This window comes from Acetivibrio sp. MSJd-27 (genome assembly GCF_018918095.1).
In the GTDB taxonomy this organism is placed as follows: domain Bacteria; phylum Bacillota; class Clostridia; order UMGS1840; family HGM11507; genus HGM11507.
On record NZ_JAHLPV010000021.1, the window covers coordinates 17,637 to 38,064 of the forward strand.

17 protein-coding genes and 1 rRNA gene are annotated in these 20,428 nt (G+C 47.3%); 7 read left to right on the top strand and 11 right to left on the bottom strand.

Going from position 1 to position 20,428, the window contains the following annotated elements; genetic code table 11:
* The first annotated feature begins 322 nt into the window (after window positions 1-322).
* On the top strand, window positions 323-565 hold the full coding sequence (locus KQI32_RS08255; protein ID WP_216424673.1) for an AbrB/MazE/SpoVT family DNA-binding domain-containing protein: 243 nt from the start codon (window positions 323-325) through the stop codon (window positions 563-565).
* Here KQI32_RS08255 and KQI32_RS08260 read toward each other — a convergent pair.
* From KQI32_RS08260 to KQI32_RS08295, 8 genes are all read right to left on the bottom strand, one after another.
* The gene (locus KQI32_RS08260) at window positions 450-1,628 is read right to left on the bottom strand and encodes a carbon-nitrogen hydrolase family protein (protein WP_216424656.1); all 1,179 of its coding nucleotides are present in this window, start codon (window positions 1,626-1,628) and stop codon (window positions 450-452) included. The genes KQI32_RS08255 and KQI32_RS08260 overlap by 116 nt on opposite strands.
* 326 nt (window positions 1,629-1,954) lie before the next feature.
* Complete coding sequence (gene phoU / locus KQI32_RS08265) at window positions 1,955-2,608, bottom strand: phosphate signaling complex protein PhoU (protein ID WP_216424657.1); 654 nt, start codon at window positions 2,606-2,608, stop codon at window positions 1,955-1,957.
* Entirely contained in the window at window positions 2,605-4,305 is a 1,701-nt protein-coding gene (locus tag KQI32_RS08270) for an ATP-binding protein (RefSeq protein ID WP_216424658.1), read from the bottom strand. The genes phoU and KQI32_RS08270 overlap by 4 nt, the downstream gene beginning before the upstream one ends.
* A 9-nt stretch (window positions 4,306-4,314) precedes the next feature.
* On the bottom strand, window positions 4,315-5,001 hold the full coding sequence (locus tag KQI32_RS08275; protein ID WP_216424659.1) for a response regulator: 687 nt from the start codon (window positions 4,999-5,001) through the stop codon (window positions 4,315-4,317).
* Window positions 5,002-5,016: 15 nt separating this feature from the next.
* Window positions 5,017-5,772, bottom strand: coding sequence for a phosphate ABC transporter ATP-binding protein PstB (gene pstB / locus KQI32_RS08280; protein ID WP_216424660.1), 756 nt, complete (start codon window positions 5,770-5,772; stop codon window positions 5,017-5,019).
* A 3-nt stretch (window positions 5,773-5,775) separates the two neighbouring features.
* Window positions 5,776-6,558, bottom strand: a complete 783-nt coding sequence (gene pstA, locus KQI32_RS08285; RefSeq protein ID WP_216424661.1) for a phosphate ABC transporter permease PstA — start codon at window positions 6,556-6,558, stop codon at window positions 5,776-5,778.
* A gap of 3 nt (window positions 6,559-6,561) precedes the next feature.
* A complete protein-coding gene (gene pstC / locus KQI32_RS08290; protein WP_177691878.1) occupies window positions 6,562-7,437 on the bottom strand; it encodes a phosphate ABC transporter permease subunit PstC in 876 nt (291 codons plus the stop codon).
* A 259-nt stretch (window positions 7,438-7,696) separates the two neighbouring features.
* Window positions 7,697-8,569 (bottom strand): phosphate ABC transporter substrate-binding protein, encoded by an 873-nt coding sequence (locus KQI32_RS08295; RefSeq protein ID WP_177691326.1) that lies wholly within the window; start codon window positions 8,567-8,569, stop codon window positions 7,697-7,699.
* A gap of 442 nt (window positions 8,570-9,011) precedes the next feature.
* Here KQI32_RS08295 and KQI32_RS08300 point away from each other — a divergent pair, with 442 nt between their 5' ends.
* From KQI32_RS08300 to KQI32_RS08315, 4 genes are all read left to right on the top strand, one after another.
* The gene (locus KQI32_RS08300) at window positions 9,012-9,539 is read left to right on the top strand and encodes an FmdE family protein (protein ID WP_177691327.1); all 528 of its coding nucleotides are present in this window, start codon (window positions 9,012-9,014) and stop codon (window positions 9,537-9,539) included.
* Between the two features lie 236 nt (window positions 9,540-9,775).
* Window positions 9,776-10,876 (top strand): iron ABC transporter substrate-binding protein, encoded by a 1,101-nt coding sequence (locus KQI32_RS08305; protein ID WP_216424662.1) that lies wholly within the window; start codon window positions 9,776-9,778, stop codon window positions 10,874-10,876.
* A 4-nt stretch (window positions 10,877-10,880) separates the two neighbouring features.
* Window positions 10,881-11,927 (top strand): iron ABC transporter permease, encoded by a 1,047-nt coding sequence (locus KQI32_RS08310; protein ID WP_216424663.1) that lies wholly within the window; start codon window positions 10,881-10,883, stop codon window positions 11,925-11,927.
* Window positions 11,924-12,688 (top strand): ABC transporter ATP-binding protein, encoded by a 765-nt coding sequence (locus tag KQI32_RS08315; protein ID WP_216424664.1) that lies wholly within the window; start codon window positions 11,924-11,926, stop codon window positions 12,686-12,688. The genes KQI32_RS08310 and KQI32_RS08315 overlap by 4 nt, the downstream gene beginning before the upstream one ends.
* A gap of 53 nt (window positions 12,689-12,741) precedes the next feature.
* Here KQI32_RS08315 and rrf read toward each other — a convergent pair.
* The 3 genes from rrf to recA all read right to left on the bottom strand — a co-directional run bounded on the left by rrf (window position 12,742) and on the right by recA (window position 15,198).
* A 5S ribosomal RNA gene (rrf, locus tag KQI32_RS08320) occupies window positions 12,742-12,858 on the bottom strand.
* Window positions 12,859-13,071: 213 nt separating this feature from the next.
* Window positions 13,072-13,974, bottom strand: coding sequence for a DMT family transporter (locus tag KQI32_RS08325; protein WP_216424665.1), 903 nt, complete (start codon window positions 13,972-13,974; stop codon window positions 13,072-13,074).
* Between the two features lie 207 nt (window positions 13,975-14,181).
* Window positions 14,182-15,198, bottom strand: a complete 1,017-nt coding sequence (gene recA, locus KQI32_RS08330; RefSeq protein WP_256443650.1) for a recombinase RecA — start codon at window positions 15,196-15,198, stop codon at window positions 14,182-14,184.
* 353 nt (window positions 15,199-15,551) lie between these two features.
* Here recA and KQI32_RS08335 point away from each other — a divergent pair, with 353 nt between their 5' ends.
* The gene (locus tag KQI32_RS08335; protein WP_216424666.1) at window positions 15,552-19,784 is read left to right on the top strand and encodes an S-layer homology domain-containing protein; all 4,233 of its coding nucleotides are present in this window, start codon (window positions 15,552-15,554) and stop codon (window positions 19,782-19,784) included.
* Window positions 19,785-19,974: 190 nt separating this feature from the next.
* Entirely contained in the window at window positions 19,975-20,412 is a 438-nt protein-coding gene (locus KQI32_RS08340; RefSeq protein WP_177692106.1) for a hypothetical protein, read from the top strand.
* The last annotated feature ends 16 nt before the right edge of the window (window positions 20,413-20,428 follow it).

Consider the following 20,428-nt stretch of genomic DNA (forward strand, 5'->3'; position numbering starts at 1 on the left):
GGTTATATTGTTTTATCTCCTGAAAGGAATTTTATCCTTCCGTTTCCAGTGTCATACATTACTATTTATTAATGTCAAAAACGACGTATTTCGACACTTTTTTGGTATTATTTTTGGAATAAATTAATATAATTTCCAAGTTGTTTTCACTTTGTTCTTAGAGCGCCAGTGGATTGATGATTTTTCACACTTAATAGCATTTTATCCCAATAAAATATAATGTTACAATTATTGACATAATATGCGCTTTGTGTTATTCTATAAATAGCCAATGTGACTGGTGAGAAAATAATAAAGGAAGTTGAGAAAGGAAATGAGTATGATGAAATCCACTGGTGTCGTAAGAAAAGTTGATGAACTGGGAAGAATTGTCCTCCCAATTGAATTAAGGAGAAATCTCGATATCGAGATCAAAGATCCGGTTGAAATTTATGTAGACGGCGATATGATCATCCTGAAAAAATATCAGGCTTCCTGTCTTTTCTGCGGAAACGCGAAGGACAATGTAATCTACAAAAACAAACATATCTGCCCCAACTGTTTAGAAGAACTGAAAAAACAGTAATCCATAGTGATAGCAGCGCTGCCGAAATCGGCAGCGCTGTTTTGCATAAGAAGACAAACGTCTCCGGCAAAGCAAGGTATCGTCCGGACAATCCATTTTTGCACAAATACGGATTCCATTTGCGGCGCTTTGCCCGCATCTCCTCCTGCTGTGCAAGGCAACGGGCGAAGTAATCATCCAAACGTTCGATAGAAAATGCCTCAACCAATTGCGAGGCAGTAAACTCCTCCGTCTCTGACGTAAGCAGAACAGCTCCCAGATATCCCGGATCAAAGATATCGATTTTTGATCCGTATTTTTCTTTTGCAGCTTTCAGCTTCTGTATATTTCCGTCTAAGTGTACCACCTCGTAGTCCAGATTAATCGACTTTGTCAGATATCTTGTATAGTTTGTGGTTGCGGCGATTTTTTCTCCCACCGGATTGATGACAGCACTCTCCAGATTGGCAACCGCGGACACAAAATAGCTTCTCAGTTCATAAGCCCAGAAATTCTGCATAAAGGAACCGTGATACATCGAAGAGAATAGCATCAGATCGGGTTTTCTTGCCTTATAGAGGTTCCGTATTTCATCAAAATTCAAGTCAAAACAGATTACCGCCCCAACCCTGCCGAAATCGCAGTCGAAAATCACCGCGTCATCACCGCAGGATCCGTCAATTTCCCTCATTTCTGCGGGCACTCCATGATATTTATCATATACGCCGAGAATTTCCCCGTCCCTGTCCAGCATTACAGTGCTGTTTCTGTTTTTCCCGTCCCCTCCGGGCCAGATGGAGGAATAAGCGATATAGCAGCGGTTTTTTCGTGCAGTCTCTGCAAAATAAGAGAGAATCCGATCCGCGCGGTATTTGGTAAATATCGTTCGCTGTTCTGCGTTAAAACCACTGTCCCAGTCACAGCATTCGGGAACCACAATCAAATCCGGCCGTTCACAGAGCACATTGGAGAACTCCGTCTTCCAGAATCCCAGCATACTTTCCAAAGCCTTTTCCATTCCCGCCTCAAAGCGGACAGACGAACTTTTTGCGCTGATGGTACTTACTTTTGCACGCCTTGCCATTTTCCCACTCTCCTTACGATTGACTTAAACATATATTAACACAAATGTACCCTCAGGGCAATATCCTCGGCGGCAGCTTCCCATATTCTGCAAAAACGCTTTTCAATCTGAAAAGCGTTTTTAAACGTTCAGCTTGTCGATAAAGTCTACAAGTTAATCTCATGCTGCGAAAGACAAAAAATGCCAATGGTTCCTCGATGGATCCATTGGCATTTTTCATAGTAGAATTCATTCAATACACTTCTTTTCTTTCTATCTTTTCTCAGTTATTGTTTGCGGTAGACCTCGTTTCCGACAGTCTGGGGGTATCTTATGATAAAAACGTTTTAATCCATCTGCTTGTGAATGCCTGTGATGTTAAACACAGCCCATTCCGCAATATTGGTAGCATGATCCCCGATCCGTTCCAGATACTTCGCAACCAGCAAAAGATGGGTTAAGCAATTGATGTCATCCAAATGCTCTTTTATCAGTCCATTGAGCTTCTCAAACAGATCCTGAAAGCCATTATCGATAACATCATCGTCCTTACACACCTTCTGCGCCAGCTCCAAATCCTGGTAGGTGTATGCGTCCACCGCATCTTTTACCATCCCTTTTGCCGTGGCAATCATTTCATCCAGCATAGAAAGATACGCTTCGTATTTTTCATTTTTCAAGCGGATCACAATCTTTGAGATATCCGCGGCATGATCGCATATCCGTTCCAGATCGGATATGATTTTAAGCGTTACAGTCAACACTCTCAAATCTTTTGCAATAGGCTGTTCCCTGGCGATGATACTCAGACACTTGTGTTCGATGTCCAGTTCCATTGTATTCGCAATCTCGTCATGCTCCACAATCACCTTCGCGTGATTGACATCCCCTGCCGCTAAAGCGCGGAAGGAATCGTTCAGCGCATTGATTGTGAAAGCGGCCATCTTTAAAAGTTCCAGCCGGATATCGCTCAGCTGCTGGGTAAAAAGTGCTCTGGTCATATATCTTCTCCTCTCTTTAAGGGCAAATTCACCGTGATCTTCGTTCCCTGATTCCATTCGCTTTCCAAAGAAATCGTTCCTCCGTACAGCTCTACAATATGCTTCACAATGGAAAGTCCGAGACCTGTGCTCTTATTGTCCTTGGCACGGCTCTTATCCACCTTGTAAAAACGCTCAAATACCCGCTCCAAATCCTCGCGGGGAATCCCGATCCCGGTATCAGCTATCTCAAAGACAACCGAATCTTCCCCCGATGAAAGGGAAATATCCAGACACCCGCCTTGCTTATTGTATTTGATTCCGTTGTCAATCAAGTTGATAAACAGCTGTTTTAATCGATCCGCGTTACAGCAATAGTTTACTTCCTTCGCCGCTTCAAAACGGACCTTCAGCTGCTTTTCCTCTATTTTCCCTCCCAGTAGGGACAAAACTTCTTCTGCAACCTCTCTAAGATTGACTTCCTTTTCCTCCGCTTCCTTCTTTTTGCTCTCAATTTCAGACAAAACAAGAATGTCAGAAATCAGGGAATTGAGCCGTTTGGATTCCATATCGATGATGTCGAGAAATTTCATTGCAACCTTCTTGTCGTTGATGGCGCCATTTTTCAAGGTATCTACAAAACCGATGATAGAGGTCAGCGGTGTCTTTAATTCATGGGTTACATTGCTGACAAATTCCGTTCTCAAATTCTCCAGCTTTTTCATGTTTGTGATGTCCGAGAGAAGAATAATACTGCCGCAGCAGTTATCCTTTTCATTGATCATAGGACTGATGGTAATGCGGAATATCTGTTCCCCTATTACCTTCTCATACACATTGATCTGTTGCTGGGATGTCTTTTCATAAAGTTCCAGATCCTTTGTCATCCCAAGCAGGTTTTCCCCTACCACCATCAGCTTCTCCACATCAAATATCTTCTTCGCCCGCTTGTTGATAAGGGTGATGTTCCGCTGAGTATCCAGCGCGATAAAACCATCCTGCATGGAGTTGATCGTGTTTTTCAGATACAGGTTCTTTTGATCCAAATCATTGATATAGAAATCCAGCTGCTGTTTGATCTCGTCAAAGGTATCCGCCACCTTCCGGATATCCTTCGGCGCTTTGCTCATCAAAAGCTGTGCCTTTTCCCCTTTGATATATTTTTGGAGGTAATTCAAAGGCCGCACCAAAAAGTAAGTCATCAGGTATGCCATCAGCAGCGCAAAGATCAGGGAAAGAAACGCGGCAATGCCGATATACTCAAAAACAACCCATTTGATTTCCTTGAGCTGTTTGTTTTCCACCGCTGCCCGAATGACATAGTCTCCCTCTCTTTTCGCTACATACCGATAAGTCGTCTGTTCGGTTGTGCTGAACCGCTGACTGACACCTAATCCCATTTCCAGCGCCTCCTGTACCTCGGGACGAGAAAGATGATTCTCCATTCCTTCGCTGTCAAAGGTATCATAGAGAACTGTCCCATCCTGCCGGATGATAGTGATTCTGATCTGCAGCTGATTCGCGATATATTTCAAACTGGCCTCATTGTCCACGGTATCGTCCGCAAGCGTATCGCTGACCAGGGATATATAATTTTCCATACTGCGGTCTATCCTGGCAAGCTCTCCGTGATAAGACAGCACGTAAGACGAAATTCCGCTGGCTGCCACGATGAGAAAAGTGAAGAGGAATGCACAGAGTATAATTCTTTTTTTCATCGTCTTCTCCTATTCCATCCATTTATATCCAACACCCCGCACGGTTTTGATGTACTGTTCGCTGTCGTCATTCAAATGTTTGCGGAGCTGTCGGATGTGCACGTCCACAGTCCTGGTATCACCGCAGTACTCATATCCCCATATTTTATCCAGAAGCTCACTGCGGGAATATACCCGGTTTTTATTGCCCATCAGCAATTTCAACAATTCGTATTCCTTAAAAGTCAAGGAAATCAGCTGACCATCCTTGCGTACCTCATGGCTTTCATCATCCAGGATGATATCTCCCGCTATCAGCTTTTTCACCGCCGGAGCCGGGTGCTGGGAACGCCGGAGAAGCGCCCGGATCCTGGCAATCAGTTCATTCACTGAAAAAGGCTTTGTGATATAATCGTCCGCACCGCCCTCCAGACCAATGATTTTATCAAACTCACTTCCCTTGGCAGTAAGCATAATAATTGGAATATCCGGACAGGAACTGTCCTCACGGATAATCTTACAAATCTCCGTACCGCTCAGCCCTTCCAGCATAATATCCAAAAGAATTAAATCGGGCGTCTTGGTCTGAAGCGCGCTTAAAAGAGACTCCCCCTCTGAAAAGGTTCTCACCTGAAATCCTGCGCTCTCCAAATTGTAGGAGATCAACTCCCGGATATGCATCTCATCATCCACTGCATAAATCAAATTTTTATCCATACGTCTAACCTCTTTTTATCCGAATCTTCCTGTGATGTAATCCTCCGTTCTCTTGTCCTGGGGAAATTCAAAAATTTTTGATGTCCTGTCATACTCCACAATATCCCCGTTCAGAAAGAAAGCGGTGTAATCCGAGACGCGGCCGGCTTGCTGCATATTGTGGGTGACCATGACGATGGTGTAGTCCTTTTTCAGCTCCAGAACTAAATCTTCAATCTTCAGGGTAGACAGAGGATCCAATGCGGAGGTCGGCTCGTCCATCAGAACAACCTCCGGAGAGATGGAAAGAGCCCGCGCAATACACAGCCTCTGCTGCTGACCGCCGGACAGCGCCAGCGCACTCTTCTTCAGCCGATCCTTCACCTCGTCCCAGATAAACGCCTTTGTCAGCGCCTCCTCCACAATATCGTCCAACTGTGCTTTTTTCTTGATGCCATGTATTCTGGGTCCGTAAGCGATATTGTCATACACCGACATAGGGAACGGATTTGGCTTTTGGAATACCATCCCCACTTTTTTTCGCAAGTCTATTATATCATAATCTTTGTAAATATCCACATTATTTAATTTGATTGTCCCGTCAATTTTACAGCCCTCCACCAGATCGTTCATCCGGTTCAGCGTTTTGATAAAGGTAGATTTCCCGCAGCCGGAAGGACCGATCAGCGCAGTGATTTCATTTTGATAGATATCCAGTGTGAGATCGTGCAGTGCATGAAATTTATCATAGTATAGATTCAGATGTTCTACTTGAAATTCAATCTTTGCCATAATCTATTTTTTCTCCCTTACAATCAGATTGGTAGCGGTGTTGACAATCAGAATAATCACAATTAACACGGTAGCGGTGCCAAAGGCCTGCTCAAAGGAAATCGCCTCTTTGGCAAGCATATACAAATGAACCGAAAGGGTTCTGCCCGAGTCCATAATACTCTCCGGAACCCGGTTGACCATACCCGCAGTCAGATAAACAGCTGCGGTTTCCCCCACGATTCTTCCGATGCTCAGAATAATCGCCGTCACAATCCCACGGGAGGTGCAGGGAAGCACGATTTTTACAAGTGTTTTGAGTTTTGTCGCACCCATGGCAAAAGAGCCCTCCTTGTATTCTGTCGGGACTGTTATCAGGCTCTCCTGGCAAACCCGGATAATAACCGGCAAAATCATGATAGCCAGTGTAAGGCTGCCCGACAGGAGCGACCATTTAAAGTTTAAAACAGTCACAAACATGGTCATACCAAACAATCCATACAGAATAGAGGGAATCCCGGACAAACTGTCCACCGCGAAACTGATTGCCTTCACAATCTTTGAACTTTTGGCATATTCCGTCAGATAGATGGCGCACATAATCCCGATAGGGACGGAAAACACCAGGGTCATTCCAATGATTGCAAGCGTGCTGGCAACCGAAGGAATCAGACTTTGAAAGAATTCTCGGTTCAGTGACGGAATGCCGTTTATCACAATATATAAAATCAGCCAGATCAGAACGGCGACGCAGAAGAAAGCACAGAAACAGATGGCTCCCTTAATCCATTTATCGCGAAGCTTCATTGCTTATCCCTTCCTTTCCGACCGTGTTTTTACGATATACATCAAAATGTTCAAAAGGATGATAAATCCAAACAGAATCACTCCTGTCGCATAGAGTGCTTCATTGTGCATTCCCTCCGCATATCCCATTTCCAGCGCACAGTTTGCCGACAGCGTCCTGACTCTGGAAAGAATAGAGGAAGGCATCTGCACAGCGTTTCCCGAAACCAGGATAACTGCCATTGCCTCGCCTAAAACACGTCCAACCCCCAAAATAACGGAGGAAAAAATACCGGATTTCGCCGCCGGAACCATAACCTTGAAAATGGTGGTAATCTCGGTTGCCCCCAGCGCAAGAGAGGCCTCGCGGTAACTGTTGCTGACGCTTCTTAAGGAGGTTTCCGAAACACTGATGATGGTGGGAAGCACCATGATGGTCAGAATGAGGATAGCCGCAAGCATTCCGTTTCCGCCTGTCCCCTTGGCAAGGTATTTATCAATCATGGGTACAATGGTCATGAGACCGAAAAAACCATAGACAACCGATGGGATACTGGCCAGAATATCGATGGAACGCCGCAGGAAAACCGCTAATTTTTTGGGTGCAAGATAGGACAGATACACAGCGGTCAGCACGCCGATGGGAATGGCCAGCACCATCGTCCCCAAAGTGATATACACGCTGGATACAATCATCGGCAAAATACCAAAAATTTCGGCCTGCGGCTGCCATATGGTGCCGGTGATAAACTCCAGAAAGCCAATCTTTCCAATCACCGGAGCTCCTTTATAAAACACAAAGATCAGAATGGTTCCTAAAGCCAAAATACAGAATACGGCCGAAAGCAGGAACAGCTTCTCGATGGAAAATTCAAAGAGTTTTGTCAGTTTTCTTTTCATGTTTATGCTCCAATTTACCGCAAAAACGGCTTTTTACAGATAAGAGATACGGATTGCTCCGCCCTGCCGCAATCCGCGGTTACAAAGTTGGGCGTCCGCAAAGGGACGCCCATTCACCTGTTCAATAAGGGCTTGTCCCGTCATTCAACGAGGACAAGGATACTGCTTGACAGTGCCGCAGTCAGCAGGAGATTGCACTCCTGCTGACTGCGGATATGGAACCCGCCTTCTCACGAGGCGGGGAACATCTTGCCCACAGTTATTTTGCAGAGATATAACCGTCTGCCTCAACCATTTTCTGTCCTGCGTCACTCATGATGAAATCTACAAATTTCTTTGCAGCCGCGTCGTACTCCCCTTTGCAAACCAGCAGGAAGGGTCTTTTAATCAGATAAGTGTCATTTTTTACATTCTCTGTACTGGGTTTCACACCGTCAACAGATAAACCTTTTACCGTGTCATCCACCACCCCGAAGGAAAGGTATCCGATCGCATTCTCTTTGGTTGCAATGTTTTGCTTGACTGCACCGTTGCTGTCCGCTGTGATAGCATCCTGGGCAACAAGGCTGATTTTCTTGCCATCCTTTTCGCTGGTTAACTTCATGATTTCCTCGAAAGCGTCTCTGGTGCCGGAACCCGCTTCACGGATAACCACAACGATAGGCTTATCAGTGCCGCCGACTTCTTTCCAGTTTTTGATTTCACCTTTAAAAATACCGATTATCTGATCTTTTGTCAGATTTTCAACGCCGTTTGCAGGGTTTGTAACAACCGCGATAGGGTCGATTGCTATTTTTGTTTCCGTCAGTTGCGCTTTTTCGCTGTCCTTTAATTCTCTGGAAGACATACCAATCTGAGCGGTGCCGTCCTGAGCTGCTTTGATTCCGGCGGAAGAACCGACTGCCTGAATATTGATTTTTGTGTTTGCATCTGTCTTGTTGTACTCTGCCGCCATCTTTTCAATCAGCGGAGATACGGATGTGGAGCCTACCACTTCGATTTTAGAAGCTGCATCGGAAGTTGCCGCTGTACTTGTCGGAGTCGTTCCGGAAGCTGTGCTTCCATTATCCCCGCAGCTTGTCAGGAGTACTGCCGCCCCCAATAATGAAATTCCAATTAATTTTTTTAACATTTGAATATCCTCCTTCGTTTTCTTGGTTCTTCCCTATCATAAATGTCCATTGTTAGAAAGAAATCATTCTTGTGTTAAATCTGTGTAAAATTCGAAAGAGGTTCTTCTTTCTGCTAAATTTATGTAAAATTCTAAAAACACCTCCCCTCTTGCTTTGCCCTGTCATTCAACGATTCAGCGGGTACTACACTCCCGCTGAATAAAGGAGGCGGGGGACATCTTTTTTTCGTTATATCCGTGGAAAAGCAGATCGATTAATAATTGTAAAGAAATCATTTCTCTCTCTTGACAGCCATTTAATAATCCGATATAATAAATAACGTTGCGGCAAGAAGCCGCAATGATAAAGTTTTACCGTAAAAATTGTTTTGATTGAGTTAAGAAGGCTCACATTTTTTGTGATGCCTTCTTTTTGTTGAGAAAAAAGGAAAGGATGAAGAGGATGAATCAAATGTTTTGGGATACCGCCAGAAAATTTCATGGTCATGAATGTCCCGGCTTGGCTATCGGTGTAAAAGCCTGCGAGGCCGCTGTAGAAAAAATGGGTGTAATGAGTTCCGAAGATGAGGAACTGGTCTGTGTGACGGAGAATGATGCCTGTGGGGTGGACGCCGTCCAGGCAATTCTGGGCTGTTCCCTTGGAAAGGGCAATCTGCTTTATCACAGCACGGGAAAAATGGCCTTCAATTTTTTTGACCGCCGCAGCGGAAAAAAACTTCGGATTTGCCTGAAAGCCCGCAATAGCGGCATGGAACGGAAGGCTTATATGAATTATCTGCTTCAAGCGCCTGTCGATGAAATTTTTTCTTTCGGCGATCCGAAAATGGAGCTTCCCCCAAAAGCAGGACGCTTTCCCTCCATTCCCTGTGAGATCTGCGGAGAGGCGGCTCCGGAACATAAAATGCGGCTTCAAGACGGCAAAAAAGTTTGTCTGGATTGTTTTCATGACTACAGCCGCGGTTGGAAATAAAAATTTTTTCATCCCGAAAAACGCAGCCGCGCTTCGCACGCTGTTTCCTGAAACATGAAATTGCGCATGATTTCGCGCAATTTCCTATGTTCAATAAGGGGCTATGCCCCGTCATTCAACGTTTTAGCGGGAGATTGTACTCCCGCTGAAAAAAGTAAGTGGAGCCCGCCTTCTCACGAAGCGGGGGACGTCTTGCTTTTCGTTATAAAAATGACCTGTCAAAAGGATTTGATCTTATGAAACAAACTCGAAACCTTTTTTGCCGGACGCTTCTTCTCTCGCTTCTGTTTTGCTCTCTGCTAAGCGGCTGCTCCTCCCGGAGCACTGAAATTCCGCAAAACACTGGGCGCACGGTTGTTGATATGATGGGGCGGCAAGTTGTCCTTCCGGCTGAAATCCGCACCATCGCCTCTACAGGAAGCGCTGCCCGCCTGCTGACTTATGCCGGATGCGCGGACAAGCTTTCCGGCGTAACCGATATGGATAAAAAGAATGATATCGGAATGCCCTACACGGTAGTCAATGCCGGACATTTTGCTTCTCTTCCCTCCGTCGGAGCCGGCGGAAGCAAGGATATCTGCTATGAAGAGGAGCTTGTAAAGCTGTCTCCCGATGTAATCTTCAGCAATATGCCTTTGGAAACCGTATCTTCCCTGCAGGAAAAAACAGGAATCCCCGTCATCGGCTTGTCCTATCAAGGCATCTTTGACGAGAGTGTCTGCAATGCAATTGATTTGGTGGGTTCCGTCATGGGGACGCAGGAAAAATGCGCGGATGTCGTCCGCTCCATGCAGCAATGGAAAGCAGACTTGGACAGAAGAACAAGAGATATTCCGGATGAAGAAAAGCCCTCCGTATATACTGGCGCGGTGAGCTTCAAAGGCCCCCATGGCTTTGAGGGCACCTATGCCAATTACCCTCCTTTCACAGCCATCCATGCGAAAAACGTGGCGGACGAAACCGGCAGGGACGGAGCGCTTAATATTGATCTGGAACAGGTGCTTATCTGGAATCCGGAACTGATTTTCTTAAATCCCTCCAATCTATATCTGGTCAATGAGGACTATTTGGAAAACAAAGCTTTCTACGAGAATCTTCAAGCCGTGAAAAACGGAAATGTTTATGCGCAGATATCTTACAACTACAATTCCACCAATATTGAATTTGCCATCGCCGATGCTTACTATGCGGGAAAAATAATGTTCCCGGAGAAATTCTCCGATATTGACCCCGCGAAAAAGGCAGATGAAATTTTTGAAGTGATGCTGGGACAGCCTTTTTACAGCCGGCTGGAGGACGCCGGTATCGGCTTCGGAACACTTCGGATTGGAGAATAATCCTATGACACAAAGCTATCACAACTATATCCGCAGGAAGATCTGGATCATTGGCGCTTTGGCTCTGCTTTCCATACTCACGGCTCTGCTCGCCCTGCAGACGGGATCGGCGGCTCTGTCCCTTCGCGACATTTTTTCTGCACTGTTAGGCAATGGTACGGAGAAAACGGCCGCTGTGGTTTGGAACATCCGTATGCCGCGGATTGCCGCTGCCGCGGTAGGCGGTATCGGGCTCGCGGTAGTCGGCTGTGTGATGCAGAGCATCCTGAAAAATCCGCTGGCCTCCTCCTCTACACTGGGTGTTTCCCAAGGAGCGGCTTTCGGCGCATCCTTTGCTATCATCTGTCTTGGTGCAGGTATGCAAGGAAGCACAATGGAATCCATGACGATTCAAAATCCGTATCTGGTTTCGATATGTGCATTTGTCAGTTCCATGTTTTCCACACTGATCGTGCTGACGCTTTCCCGTCTGCGAAAAGTATCACCGGAATCTTTAGTGCTATGCGGCGTAGCGCTCAGTTCACTGTTTTCCGGCGCAACCACCCTGCTGCAATATTTCGCGGATGATGTAAAATTGTCCGCCGTCGTGTTTTGGACCTTTGGCGATCTGGGTAGGGCGTCCTGGAAGGAGGTCGGCATGATGGCTGCAGTGGTTCTTCTGGCTCTCGTCTATTTTTATTGGAACCGCTGGAACTATAATGCCTTGCAAAGCGGTGAACACACTGCTAAAGGTCTGGGTGTCAATGTGGATTCCATGCGGATTGTGGGAATGCTTATCTGTTCTCTGACCGCATCTGTTATCGTGTCCTTTGTGGGAATCATCAATTTTATCGGACTGATTGCTCCCCACCTGGTACGTCGTTTTGTTGGAAGCGATTACCGTTATCTAATACCTGCCTCCGCACTGGCTGGCGCCCTCCTTCTGCTGGTGAGCGACACTGCCGCCCGCCTTGTCATCTCTCCGGTAATCCTGCCCATCGGGGCAATCACTTCTTTCTGCGGTGCCCCTTTGTTTCTCTATATACTATTCAAGGGAGTGGGAAAAAAATGATTCGCACGCAACACTTGGAATTTGCTTATCAGCCAGACAAAAAAATATTGGATGATATCTGCTTTCAAGCGGAAGCTGGCTCCTGCACTGCTATCTTAGGAAATAACGGTGCGGGAAAGAGCACGCTTTTGAAATGCCTGAACCATATTCTTGTTCCAAAGAGCGGAACCGTCTATTTAAACGGCAGGGATCTGCAGCCAATGCGGCGCGGAGAAATCGCCCGCAGCATTGCCTATGTGGCCCAGCATGCGGAAACCGCTCGGTTCACCGTCTATGACACCGTTCTTTTGGGGCGGAAACCCTATATCAAGGTCAATCCCACATCGCAGGACTATGCGCTTGTGGAATCCATTTTAAGCCGGATGGCACTTTCTTCCATGGCTCTGTCCTATATCGATGAACTAAGCGGCGGGGAATTGCAAAAGGTCATGCTGGCAAGAGCGCTTGCACAACAGCCGAAGGTTCTCCTGCTGGATGAACCCACCAGCAGCCTGGATCTGAAAAATCAATATGAAACCCTCAAGCTGGTTAAAAAAATGGCGGAAGAAGAAAAGTTCTGTGTGATTATGGTAATCCACGACTTAAATCTGGCGCTGCGCTATTGTGACAAATTTGTATTTTTAAAGAATAACCGGGTTTTCTGTCACGGCGGACTCGACTGTATCACCTCTGAGGTAATCGGTCAGGTCTACAGTATCCCAGCGGTTATCTGGCAATTTAACGACATACCGGTCGTCGTGCCGCTTCCAGAAAAACAATAACGGCGGAGTCGTCATTTCAAACGATCCGCCGCTTCTTTTTCAGTATGAAAAAAGCTTGGCAACTATCTACTTTCCCGGGCAGTCTCCCACCAAGTATCATCGACGTGTAAGAGCTTAACTTCCGTGTTCGGGATGGGAACGGGTGTACCCTCTTAGCTATCGCTACCAAGCTATTATATTATATCATAAATAAAAAATATGTCAAGTCAGACTGTCGAAAAACTTCGGTCTACCGCAAGCAATAACCGAGAAAAGATAGAAAGAAAAGAAATAGACTGAATGAATTTCACTATGCAAAATGCCAATGGCTCCATCGAGGAACCATTGGTATTGCTTGCTTTTCGCAGCCTGCGATTCAGCTTGTCGATAAAGTCGACAAGCTGTTATAATGTAGTATTATTATCTGTTCTTTTATGGATAGAAATCACCAGTACCCCTGCAAAAATCAGTATGCAGCCCGCAATTTTTGTGACGGATAACGTTTCTCCCAGAAGAATCCAGCCAAACAGAACACTGGTCATCGGTTCAAAGGTACTGAGAATCGCCGCAGCAGAGGCTCCCACATGTTTGATTCCAAGCTGAACCAGGCAGAGTGCCACAACGCTGCACAGGATAGAAAAGACGGCGGAAAGAATCCAGGCCTTTGGCGTTAATGACGAAATGTTCAGATTCCCGGATAAACTCCCTGCAAAAAACATCCAAAGTGCCGCTGTCGCTGCCAGATAAAAGGTCAGCTTAAACGGATTCATGTGGGAAAGCCCGCTCTTATCCAAATAGATCATATAAAAGGCGTAGGTAGCGCCGGATGCCAGAGCAACGGCAATCCCCAAAGCCAGGTTCCCCGTGCCATTCTTCTTCGGTCCGAAAACAAAACACACAATCCCCGCACAAGCCAGAACCAGCGCCGCGGCTTTTTTCAAAGTCAATTTTTCACGGAAGAATACCGCGCATCCCAAGGTGACAAATACCGGATAAACAAAGTGCAGCGTTGTGGCTATCCCAACGTCAATCAGGGAAAGAGCCAGATTCAAGAGCAGATTTGTCAGTGTCATCCCCACTGTTCCCAAAATCAAAATTTGACAGAGTTCTTTCTTGTTCAGCCGAAAGGATATCTTTTTCACCCACAGAATAAGCAAAAAAATTGGAAGGCAGATCGTGTTGCGCAAAAAAGTCAGCATGACAGGATTTCCCCCGCCCTCCCCATAGATCATGGGTGCAAGTGTAAAGGCAAATCCAAATGTCATTGCTGAGAGTATGGTCAACAACATCCCTTTTGTTCTGTGCATATTTCCGTTCCCCTTTCCCGTATAATGGAGCATTCACACAAAAATAGGCACGGCTTTCCGCATCAAATGCAATATCCGTACCTATTTTCAATAGAGGCGAAGCCTCGTCATTCAACGTTTTCAGTGGGAGATTGCACTCCCACTGAAAAAATGAAGTGGAACCCGCCGCCTCTAAGGCGGCGACATCTTAATTTAGTTATATTGTCCTTATTTTTCTTCCGATTCCGCGGTTTCACCGATTCCGTGCGCCGCTTTCACCTTAGCCTCAATCTCGGCAAACAGCTCGGGATTCTCGGCCAAATATTTTTTCGCATTTTCCCGGCCCTGTCCCAGTTTCTCCTCGCCATAGTTGAACCATGCGCCACTTTTGTTGACGATATTGTCTTCCACAGCGATATCCAGCACACAGCCGTATTTGGAAACACCCTCCCCGAACATCATATCAAATTCAGCCGTTTTAAAAGGCGGAGCCATCTTATTTTTCACAAATTTAACTTTCGTACGGCTTCCGATAATGTCCGAACCGTTTTTGATTGCTTCCCCCTTGCGCACTTCAATCCGCATGGAAGCATAAAACTTCAAGGCGCGGCCGCCCGTTGTCGTCTCCGGATTTCCGAACATGACGCCAACTTTCTCACGGATCTGGTTGATGAATACAACGGTCGTTTTTGATTTATTCACAATACCGGTCAGTTTCCGGAGTGCCTGTGACATCAGTCTCGCATGCAGTCCCACGTGAGAATCCCCCATCTCGCCGTCAATCTCCGCTTTGGGAACCAGTGCGGCAACGGAATCGACCACAACGACATCGATGGCGTTGCTTCGCACCAGAGACTCCACGATCTCCAAAGCCTGTTCCCCGGTGTCCGGCTGGGAGATGATCAATTCATCAATATCTACCCCAAGCTTTTCCGCATAATTGGGATCCAGAGCATGCTCCGCGTCGATGAAGGCCACCTCACCGCCGTTTTTCTGCGCCTCCGCAATAATATGCAGGGAAACCGTCGTCTTACCAGAAGATTCCGGCCCGTATATTTCGATAATCCTGCCCCGTGGAACACCGCCGATCCCTGAAGCGATATCTACTGCCATAATCCCTGTAGAAAGAGCATCTACCCTCATTTGAGCCCGGTCGCCCAAACGCATGACAGCCCCTTTTCCGTAATTTTTTTCTATCTGCGCCATAGCCGCGGCAATGGCCTTCTTTTTATCATTATTATCCAAATGATCCGCCCCTTTTCCTTTATCATTTTATGAGGTTATCTATCATGCAACAATGAAGATGGCAGTTTGTCATCGGAATATTGCATTTCAATGTTCTTAAGAAACTCTTGGCATTTTTAATGCCTTAGAGATTCGTGAGGTTATTATAACATATTACATTTCAAATAGCAAGCATTTTTTACGAACATTTGTTTATATGACTGAGAATTCATTTCGTTTTCTTCTCGCTCCCAATGTTCAGACAATAAATTTATGCTTAAGGCATTGACAAATGCTGTTTTTTCCGATACTTTAAACCTTAGAGGATTTAAATTTTTAGGGAAAACAAATAAAATAAAAAAGGAAGATGTATCATGAAGAAGAAAGCGCTTTCTCTGCTTCTGGCTTTTGTGCTGTCTGCTGCGGCTTCGCTGACCGCGGAAGTTTCCGCAAAGGAAACCATTCTTTTCTCCGAGTCTTTTGAAACAGACTTTTCCGATTTGCCGCCCGGATGGAATTATTACAGTGTTTCCACCACTGCGGAAAATATAAAAGCAGACAGGGAGTATGCTTCCGACGGACAGCAAGGTCTCCGTCTGACCAAAACGGTGGACACTGTCCCGGCGGGAATTTCCTGCAGTAAAATAACGGCAGAGCCGGGTAAAACTTACACGGCACAGACCGATGTCTATCTGCACAGCGGATCCTGCTCCCTCTATCTGAAATTTCACGACGGTGCCGGAAAGGAAGTCGGCACAAAATCGGTTTCCGCCGTCTCCGCAGGCAATTGGGAGGAGCTGTCTGTCTCCATGGAGGCTCCAGAAAATACCGCTTTTACATTTGTTATTCTATATATCAATAAGGCTTCCCTGGGAGACGCAACTTTTGACCGTGTCCGGCTTATGGAATTGTCTCAGAGCACGGTTCTCCAAAACGATCCGGTAAACAGCAGACTGGTTGTTCCCTCCGATTCCGCCTTGACTTATCCTGCCTATAACGAGCAGGGAGACAAACTGTCTGATTTTTCCCATGCGGGATTTTACGCGGGAGCAGTGGAGCTTCCAGTCACCGAAAATTTGCCTGTGGCGGTCACCGTTTCTCCGTCTGCTGACGCCAGCGGGGATGACAGAATCAGGCTTCAGAATATTATCAATGAGACGGCCGCGGCGGCGGACCCCTCCAAGATGACCGTCATCAAGCTGGAACCCGGCCGTTACAACATCAGTGCTCCCGGTATCACATTAAAAAGCGGCATTGTTCTCTCCGGATCCGGCCAGGGTCCCAACGGCACGGTTCTCTATGCCTCCAGCGCCCAACAGTACTCCGCGGTAAAGCCTGCGGGTTCCGCACTCAAAAAAACGGGCGCTGATATCAACATCATAGACAATTATGTGAAGGCCGGCAGCAATATCCTCCATGTGGAGGATTCCTCCTCTCTGCAGGCAGGCGATCTCATCACCATCGTCCACCCTTCCCCAGCGGAATGGTGCAAGGGAATGGAGATGTCGGCAATCCGTAATGTATACGGTGATGATACCTCCTGGGGAGAGGGCAAGGTGGATATGTCCACCGAGCGAACCATCCAATCCATACAGGGCAACCAAATCACACTGGATTTTCCTCTTTTTGTTCCTCTGAATAAATCCTATGCGCAATCCTATCTCTATAAAACAGACGAGTCCGGACGCATTGAAAATTTCGGCGTGGAAAATCTGCGGATCGAATCCTATTATAACGGAAATCCGGACGATGAAGCGCACGCCAGCGCGGCAGTCAATATCTCCTATGCCAAAAACGGTTTTATCCGAAATGTCAGCGCGAAATATTTCGTGTTAAATGCGGTGGCATGCGGCAGAAACAGCAAACAGATCACGGTGCAGAACTGCTCTTCCCTCCAGCCGGTCTCCCAAATGGCAGGCAGCCGCCGTTACTCCTTCGCCTGTTCTACCTCCGCCCAGCAGATTCTGATCACCGGCTGTTATTCCTATGACGGAAGGCACGATTTTGAAGCCAGTTATCCCGCCACGGGCCCCCTCGTCTATCTGGACAATATCGCAGACTCCTCCAATACCGCAAGTGAAACCCACGGAACCTGGTCAACCGGTCTGCTCTATGACAACCTCTATCAGGTCGGTGCTGGGAGCAAGGGCTTCATTGCCATGGCCAACCGGGGGGTTTACGGAACAAAGCTCAGCCAAGGGTGGAGCGCCGCGGGATGCGTAGCTTGGAACTGTCTAAGTTCAACCATCATCGCCCATAAACCGCCCCTCTCCTACCAGAATTTTATGATTGGCACCTGGGGCGTCTATCAGGATTCTGCCTCCCAGGCAATGAAAAATGCAAATCTCCGCTCTTATCAGGGGATCTACCGCACCGACAGCGTTTACACGGCAGACTCCTCCTATTTTGAAACAAACAGCAATACCCCCTTTGCAGGCGACGCCTATCGGGAAGCGGAATCCAATCCAGTGGAGCCGAGAAGCTTGTACAAAGCACAGCTGGCACAGCGGATGACCGGCGATTACCGAAACGTCCGTCCCAACGCTCCCATTCTGCTCACTCCAAGAGCAGAGGAAGAGCTGACCGGAACCGTAATAAAGCTGAATGGTATTTATCAAAAAGGTGCTTCCGCCGTCACGGTTTATATCGATGATGAACCGCACCAAGCGGTTTTGCAGGAGGATGACAACACCTTCCAACTCTCGCTTCCCCTTTCACAGGGATGGCACAAGGTCTATTCCACCCAAACCGTTGACGGGCTGGAAAGCACCAAAAGTGCCGACCGCTTTGTCAAACTGGGAGACAGCGGGGAAGATTATACCACATCAAGCAGTTATCCGCGGGAGAAAACCTCTCTTATTGCTAACGACCCGCGTTTTTCCTTTGACCGCCTGGGCAGCACGCCGGAGACGCTGACTGTCTCCGCCCCGCAGGAACCGCTTTATGAGGGCGTTCCTTTCGATTTGACACAATTGTCTCTGAACGCGGCGGACAAATCCGGAAATCCGGTTCTTCTCACCGCTGCACAGAAAGCGTCTGTCACATGGCAGCTCTCCTCCGAAAGTGAAATTACGGCTGGGAAGATCACTTTGCAAAACGGTGTTCTGACCGTATCGGAGGATGCCTTGAAAGACGGAGAGGAAAAAAAGCTTTTCATTACCGCATCGCTTTCCGATAGCGAAGCCGGAAAGCCGGTTGTCTCGCCCGAGATTACATTGCGTGTGCGTCAGCGATCCAAATGCGCAAAGCTGACCGTGGAGAATGCACCAGACGGCGCTTCCTACCGCAGTACTCTGGCGCTGAATACGCTGACAGTCAAAGCTCTCGATCAGTACGGTGCGGAAATGACAGCACCGGATAATCTTGCGTGGGAGCTCACAAACAATGGCAGTCAGGCAGTTATGTGGGAAAACATTCTTTCCTTTGGCTCTGTCCGCGGCACGGTCACCCTAACCGCGAAAAGCGGTGAAATCCGCTCCTCCGGGATTTCGATTCCGGTAGGGCCGGACGTGAAGCAGCTTTCTGCTTCCAGAACCTCCCTTTCAGCCAGCGGGGGAACCGTGAGCTTTTCTCTGAGCGGAGAGCGGCTGCAGGATTCCGTAACGGTGAGCGCTTTTTCGGGGAACAGCGAAACGCCGCTTCTATCCTCCTCCAGTGAATGGAACGGAAAAACAGCTTCGGCAAAATTGACCTTCCCTGCCAGCACTTCCTCCAAACAAACGGTTTACACCGTTCGCATTTCCTACGACGGCACCCTCTTTGAAGTTTCACCCTCCGTCTCTGTCACCGTGGCAGCCTCCACCGCCGGCGGAAACCACGGAGGCGGTGGAGGAGGAGGCGGCGGGGGCGGCGGAATTAGACCTACTGCGACACCCACCCCTGCTCCAACTCCCACAGCAGCACCGTCCATCTCACCTTCTACCGAACCCGTTAAAGCATCGGATCGCTTTGAGGATGTAAATAAAACCGACTGGTACTGCCCTGCTGTGAACTTTGTCTATGAAAAAGGGCTTTTCACCGGAACGGACGAAACGCACTTTGAACCGGAAAGTCCAATGACTCGTGGCATGCTGGTCACCGTTCTCTATCGGCTGGAAGGCTCAGAGGAGAAAGCCGCAAGTGTCTTTTCTGATGTCGTACCTGGCGAATGGTATGCCGCGCCTGCAAGCTGGGCGGCAAAAAATAATATTGTCACCGGTGTAGGCGATAACCGGTTTGCACCGGAAGACAATATCACCCGTGAACAGTTGGCAACCATTTTTTACAAATATGCTGTTTTTATAGGGCAGGACTTCCTCATTTCCCAAACGGAACTGCCTTTTTCTGACCGGGAACAAATCTCCGGATGGGCGAAAGAAGCATGTATCTGGGCAGTGAATGCAGGTCTGCTGTCCGGCAAGGAAAACAATCTTCTTGATCCGGGCGGAGATGCCACAAGAGCCGAGGTTGCCGCTGTGCTTCAGCGCTTTATCGCTTGGCGGGCACAGCCTGTCACCAGCGCAAGCCTGCTTCCGCCTTCTTTTACCGGACTTCTGTTTCAAAAACAATCGCATCATTTGGCTGACAAATTTTTTGAATATGCTATAACTGTGGGCAAGATGTCCTAAGGCGGCGGGGTTTATATCCGCGTTCAGCGGGAATACAATCTCCCGCTGAACGCGGCACTGCTATGCAGTGTCCTTGTTGAATGACGGGACAATCCCTTATTGAAAATAAGAAATAAATTGACGGATGAAAAAAATCGTGATAAACTGAATTTATTATGAAGGATTGTACAAAGCGGAAGGGGGAGAGAAAGTGAAACGGCAGAATCATTCAAAAAAGCTGCGGACAACAGCGCTTTTATTGGCTGTCCTCATGCTTTGCCTGTTCGCCTTTGAGACGGTTGTCTCTTATGAACTGTCTGCCGAAATGCCGGCAAACTCCGCATCCGATCACTTTTCCCGTTTTCCCGATCTCTGTATCGCCCCTTCCGTTGTCAATTCCGGAAGTCTGGAGCGCTCCTCCCAAGAGTTCCAGCCATCCCGTTTTTTCAATCTGAGAAGAACTTCTTCTTCCTATCTGCGCGAATTGGCCAGCCCTTTCAAAATGCCGGTGCTTCAAAAGGTCATGCCGGACGGGCGCGCTCACGACTATTGTATGCCAATTTATCTATCTGCCTTGACCCTTGCGGAAAAGGTTGTCTCTTATGTCCATAATCAGAACGGCCCGAAAGATACATTCCTCTTCTTTTAACTTTTTTATTAAAAAG

Excerpts from the sequence above, each read along its gene's own strand:
- KQI32_RS08255 (WP_216424673.1), top strand. The coding sequence starts at position 323 with ATGAAATCCACTGGTGTCGTAAGAAAAGTTGATGAACTGGGAAGAATT.
- KQI32_RS08260 (WP_216424656.1), bottom strand. The coding sequence starts at position 1,628 with ATGGCAAGGCGTGCAAAAGTAAGTACCATCAGCGCAAAAAGTTCGTCT.
- phoU (WP_216424657.1), bottom strand. The coding sequence starts at position 2,608 with ATGACCAGAGCACTTTTTACCCAGCAGCTGAGCGATATCCGGCTGGAA.
- KQI32_RS08270 (WP_216424658.1), bottom strand. The coding sequence starts at position 4,305 with ATGAAAAAAAGAATTATACTCTGTGCATTCCTCTTCACTTTTCTCATC.
- KQI32_RS08275 (WP_216424659.1), bottom strand. The coding sequence starts at position 5,001 with ATGGATAAAAATTTGATTTATGCAGTGGATGATGAGATGCATATCCGG.
- pstB (WP_216424660.1), bottom strand. The coding sequence starts at position 5,772 with ATGGCAAAGATTGAATTTCAAGTAGAACATCTGAATCTATACTATGAT.
- pstA (WP_216424661.1), bottom strand. The coding sequence starts at position 6,558 with ATGAAGCTTCGCGATAAATGGATTAAGGGAGCCATCTGTTTCTGTGCT.
- pstC (WP_177691878.1), bottom strand. The coding sequence starts at position 7,437 with ATGAAAAGAAAACTGACAAAACTCTTTGAATTTTCCATCGAGAAGCTG.
- KQI32_RS08295 (WP_177691326.1), bottom strand. The coding sequence starts at position 8,569 with ATGTTAAAAAAATTAATTGGAATTTCATTATTGGGGGCGGCAGTACTC.
- KQI32_RS08300 (WP_177691327.1), top strand. The coding sequence starts at position 9,012 with ATGAATCAAATGTTTTGGGATACCGCCAGAAAATTTCATGGTCATGAA.
- KQI32_RS08305 (WP_216424662.1), top strand. The coding sequence starts at position 9,776 with ATGAAACAAACTCGAAACCTTTTTTGCCGGACGCTTCTTCTCTCGCTT.
- KQI32_RS08310 (WP_216424663.1), top strand. The coding sequence starts at position 10,881 with ATGACACAAAGCTATCACAACTATATCCGCAGGAAGATCTGGATCATT.
- KQI32_RS08315 (WP_216424664.1), top strand. The coding sequence starts at position 11,924 with ATGATTCGCACGCAACACTTGGAATTTGCTTATCAGCCAGACAAAAAA.
- KQI32_RS08325 (WP_216424665.1), bottom strand. The coding sequence starts at position 13,974 with ATGCACAGAACAAAAGGGATGTTGTTGACCATACTCTCAGCAATGACA.
- KQI32_RS08335 (WP_216424666.1), top strand. The coding sequence starts at position 15,552 with ATGAAGAAGAAAGCGCTTTCTCTGCTTCTGGCTTTTGTGCTGTCTGCT.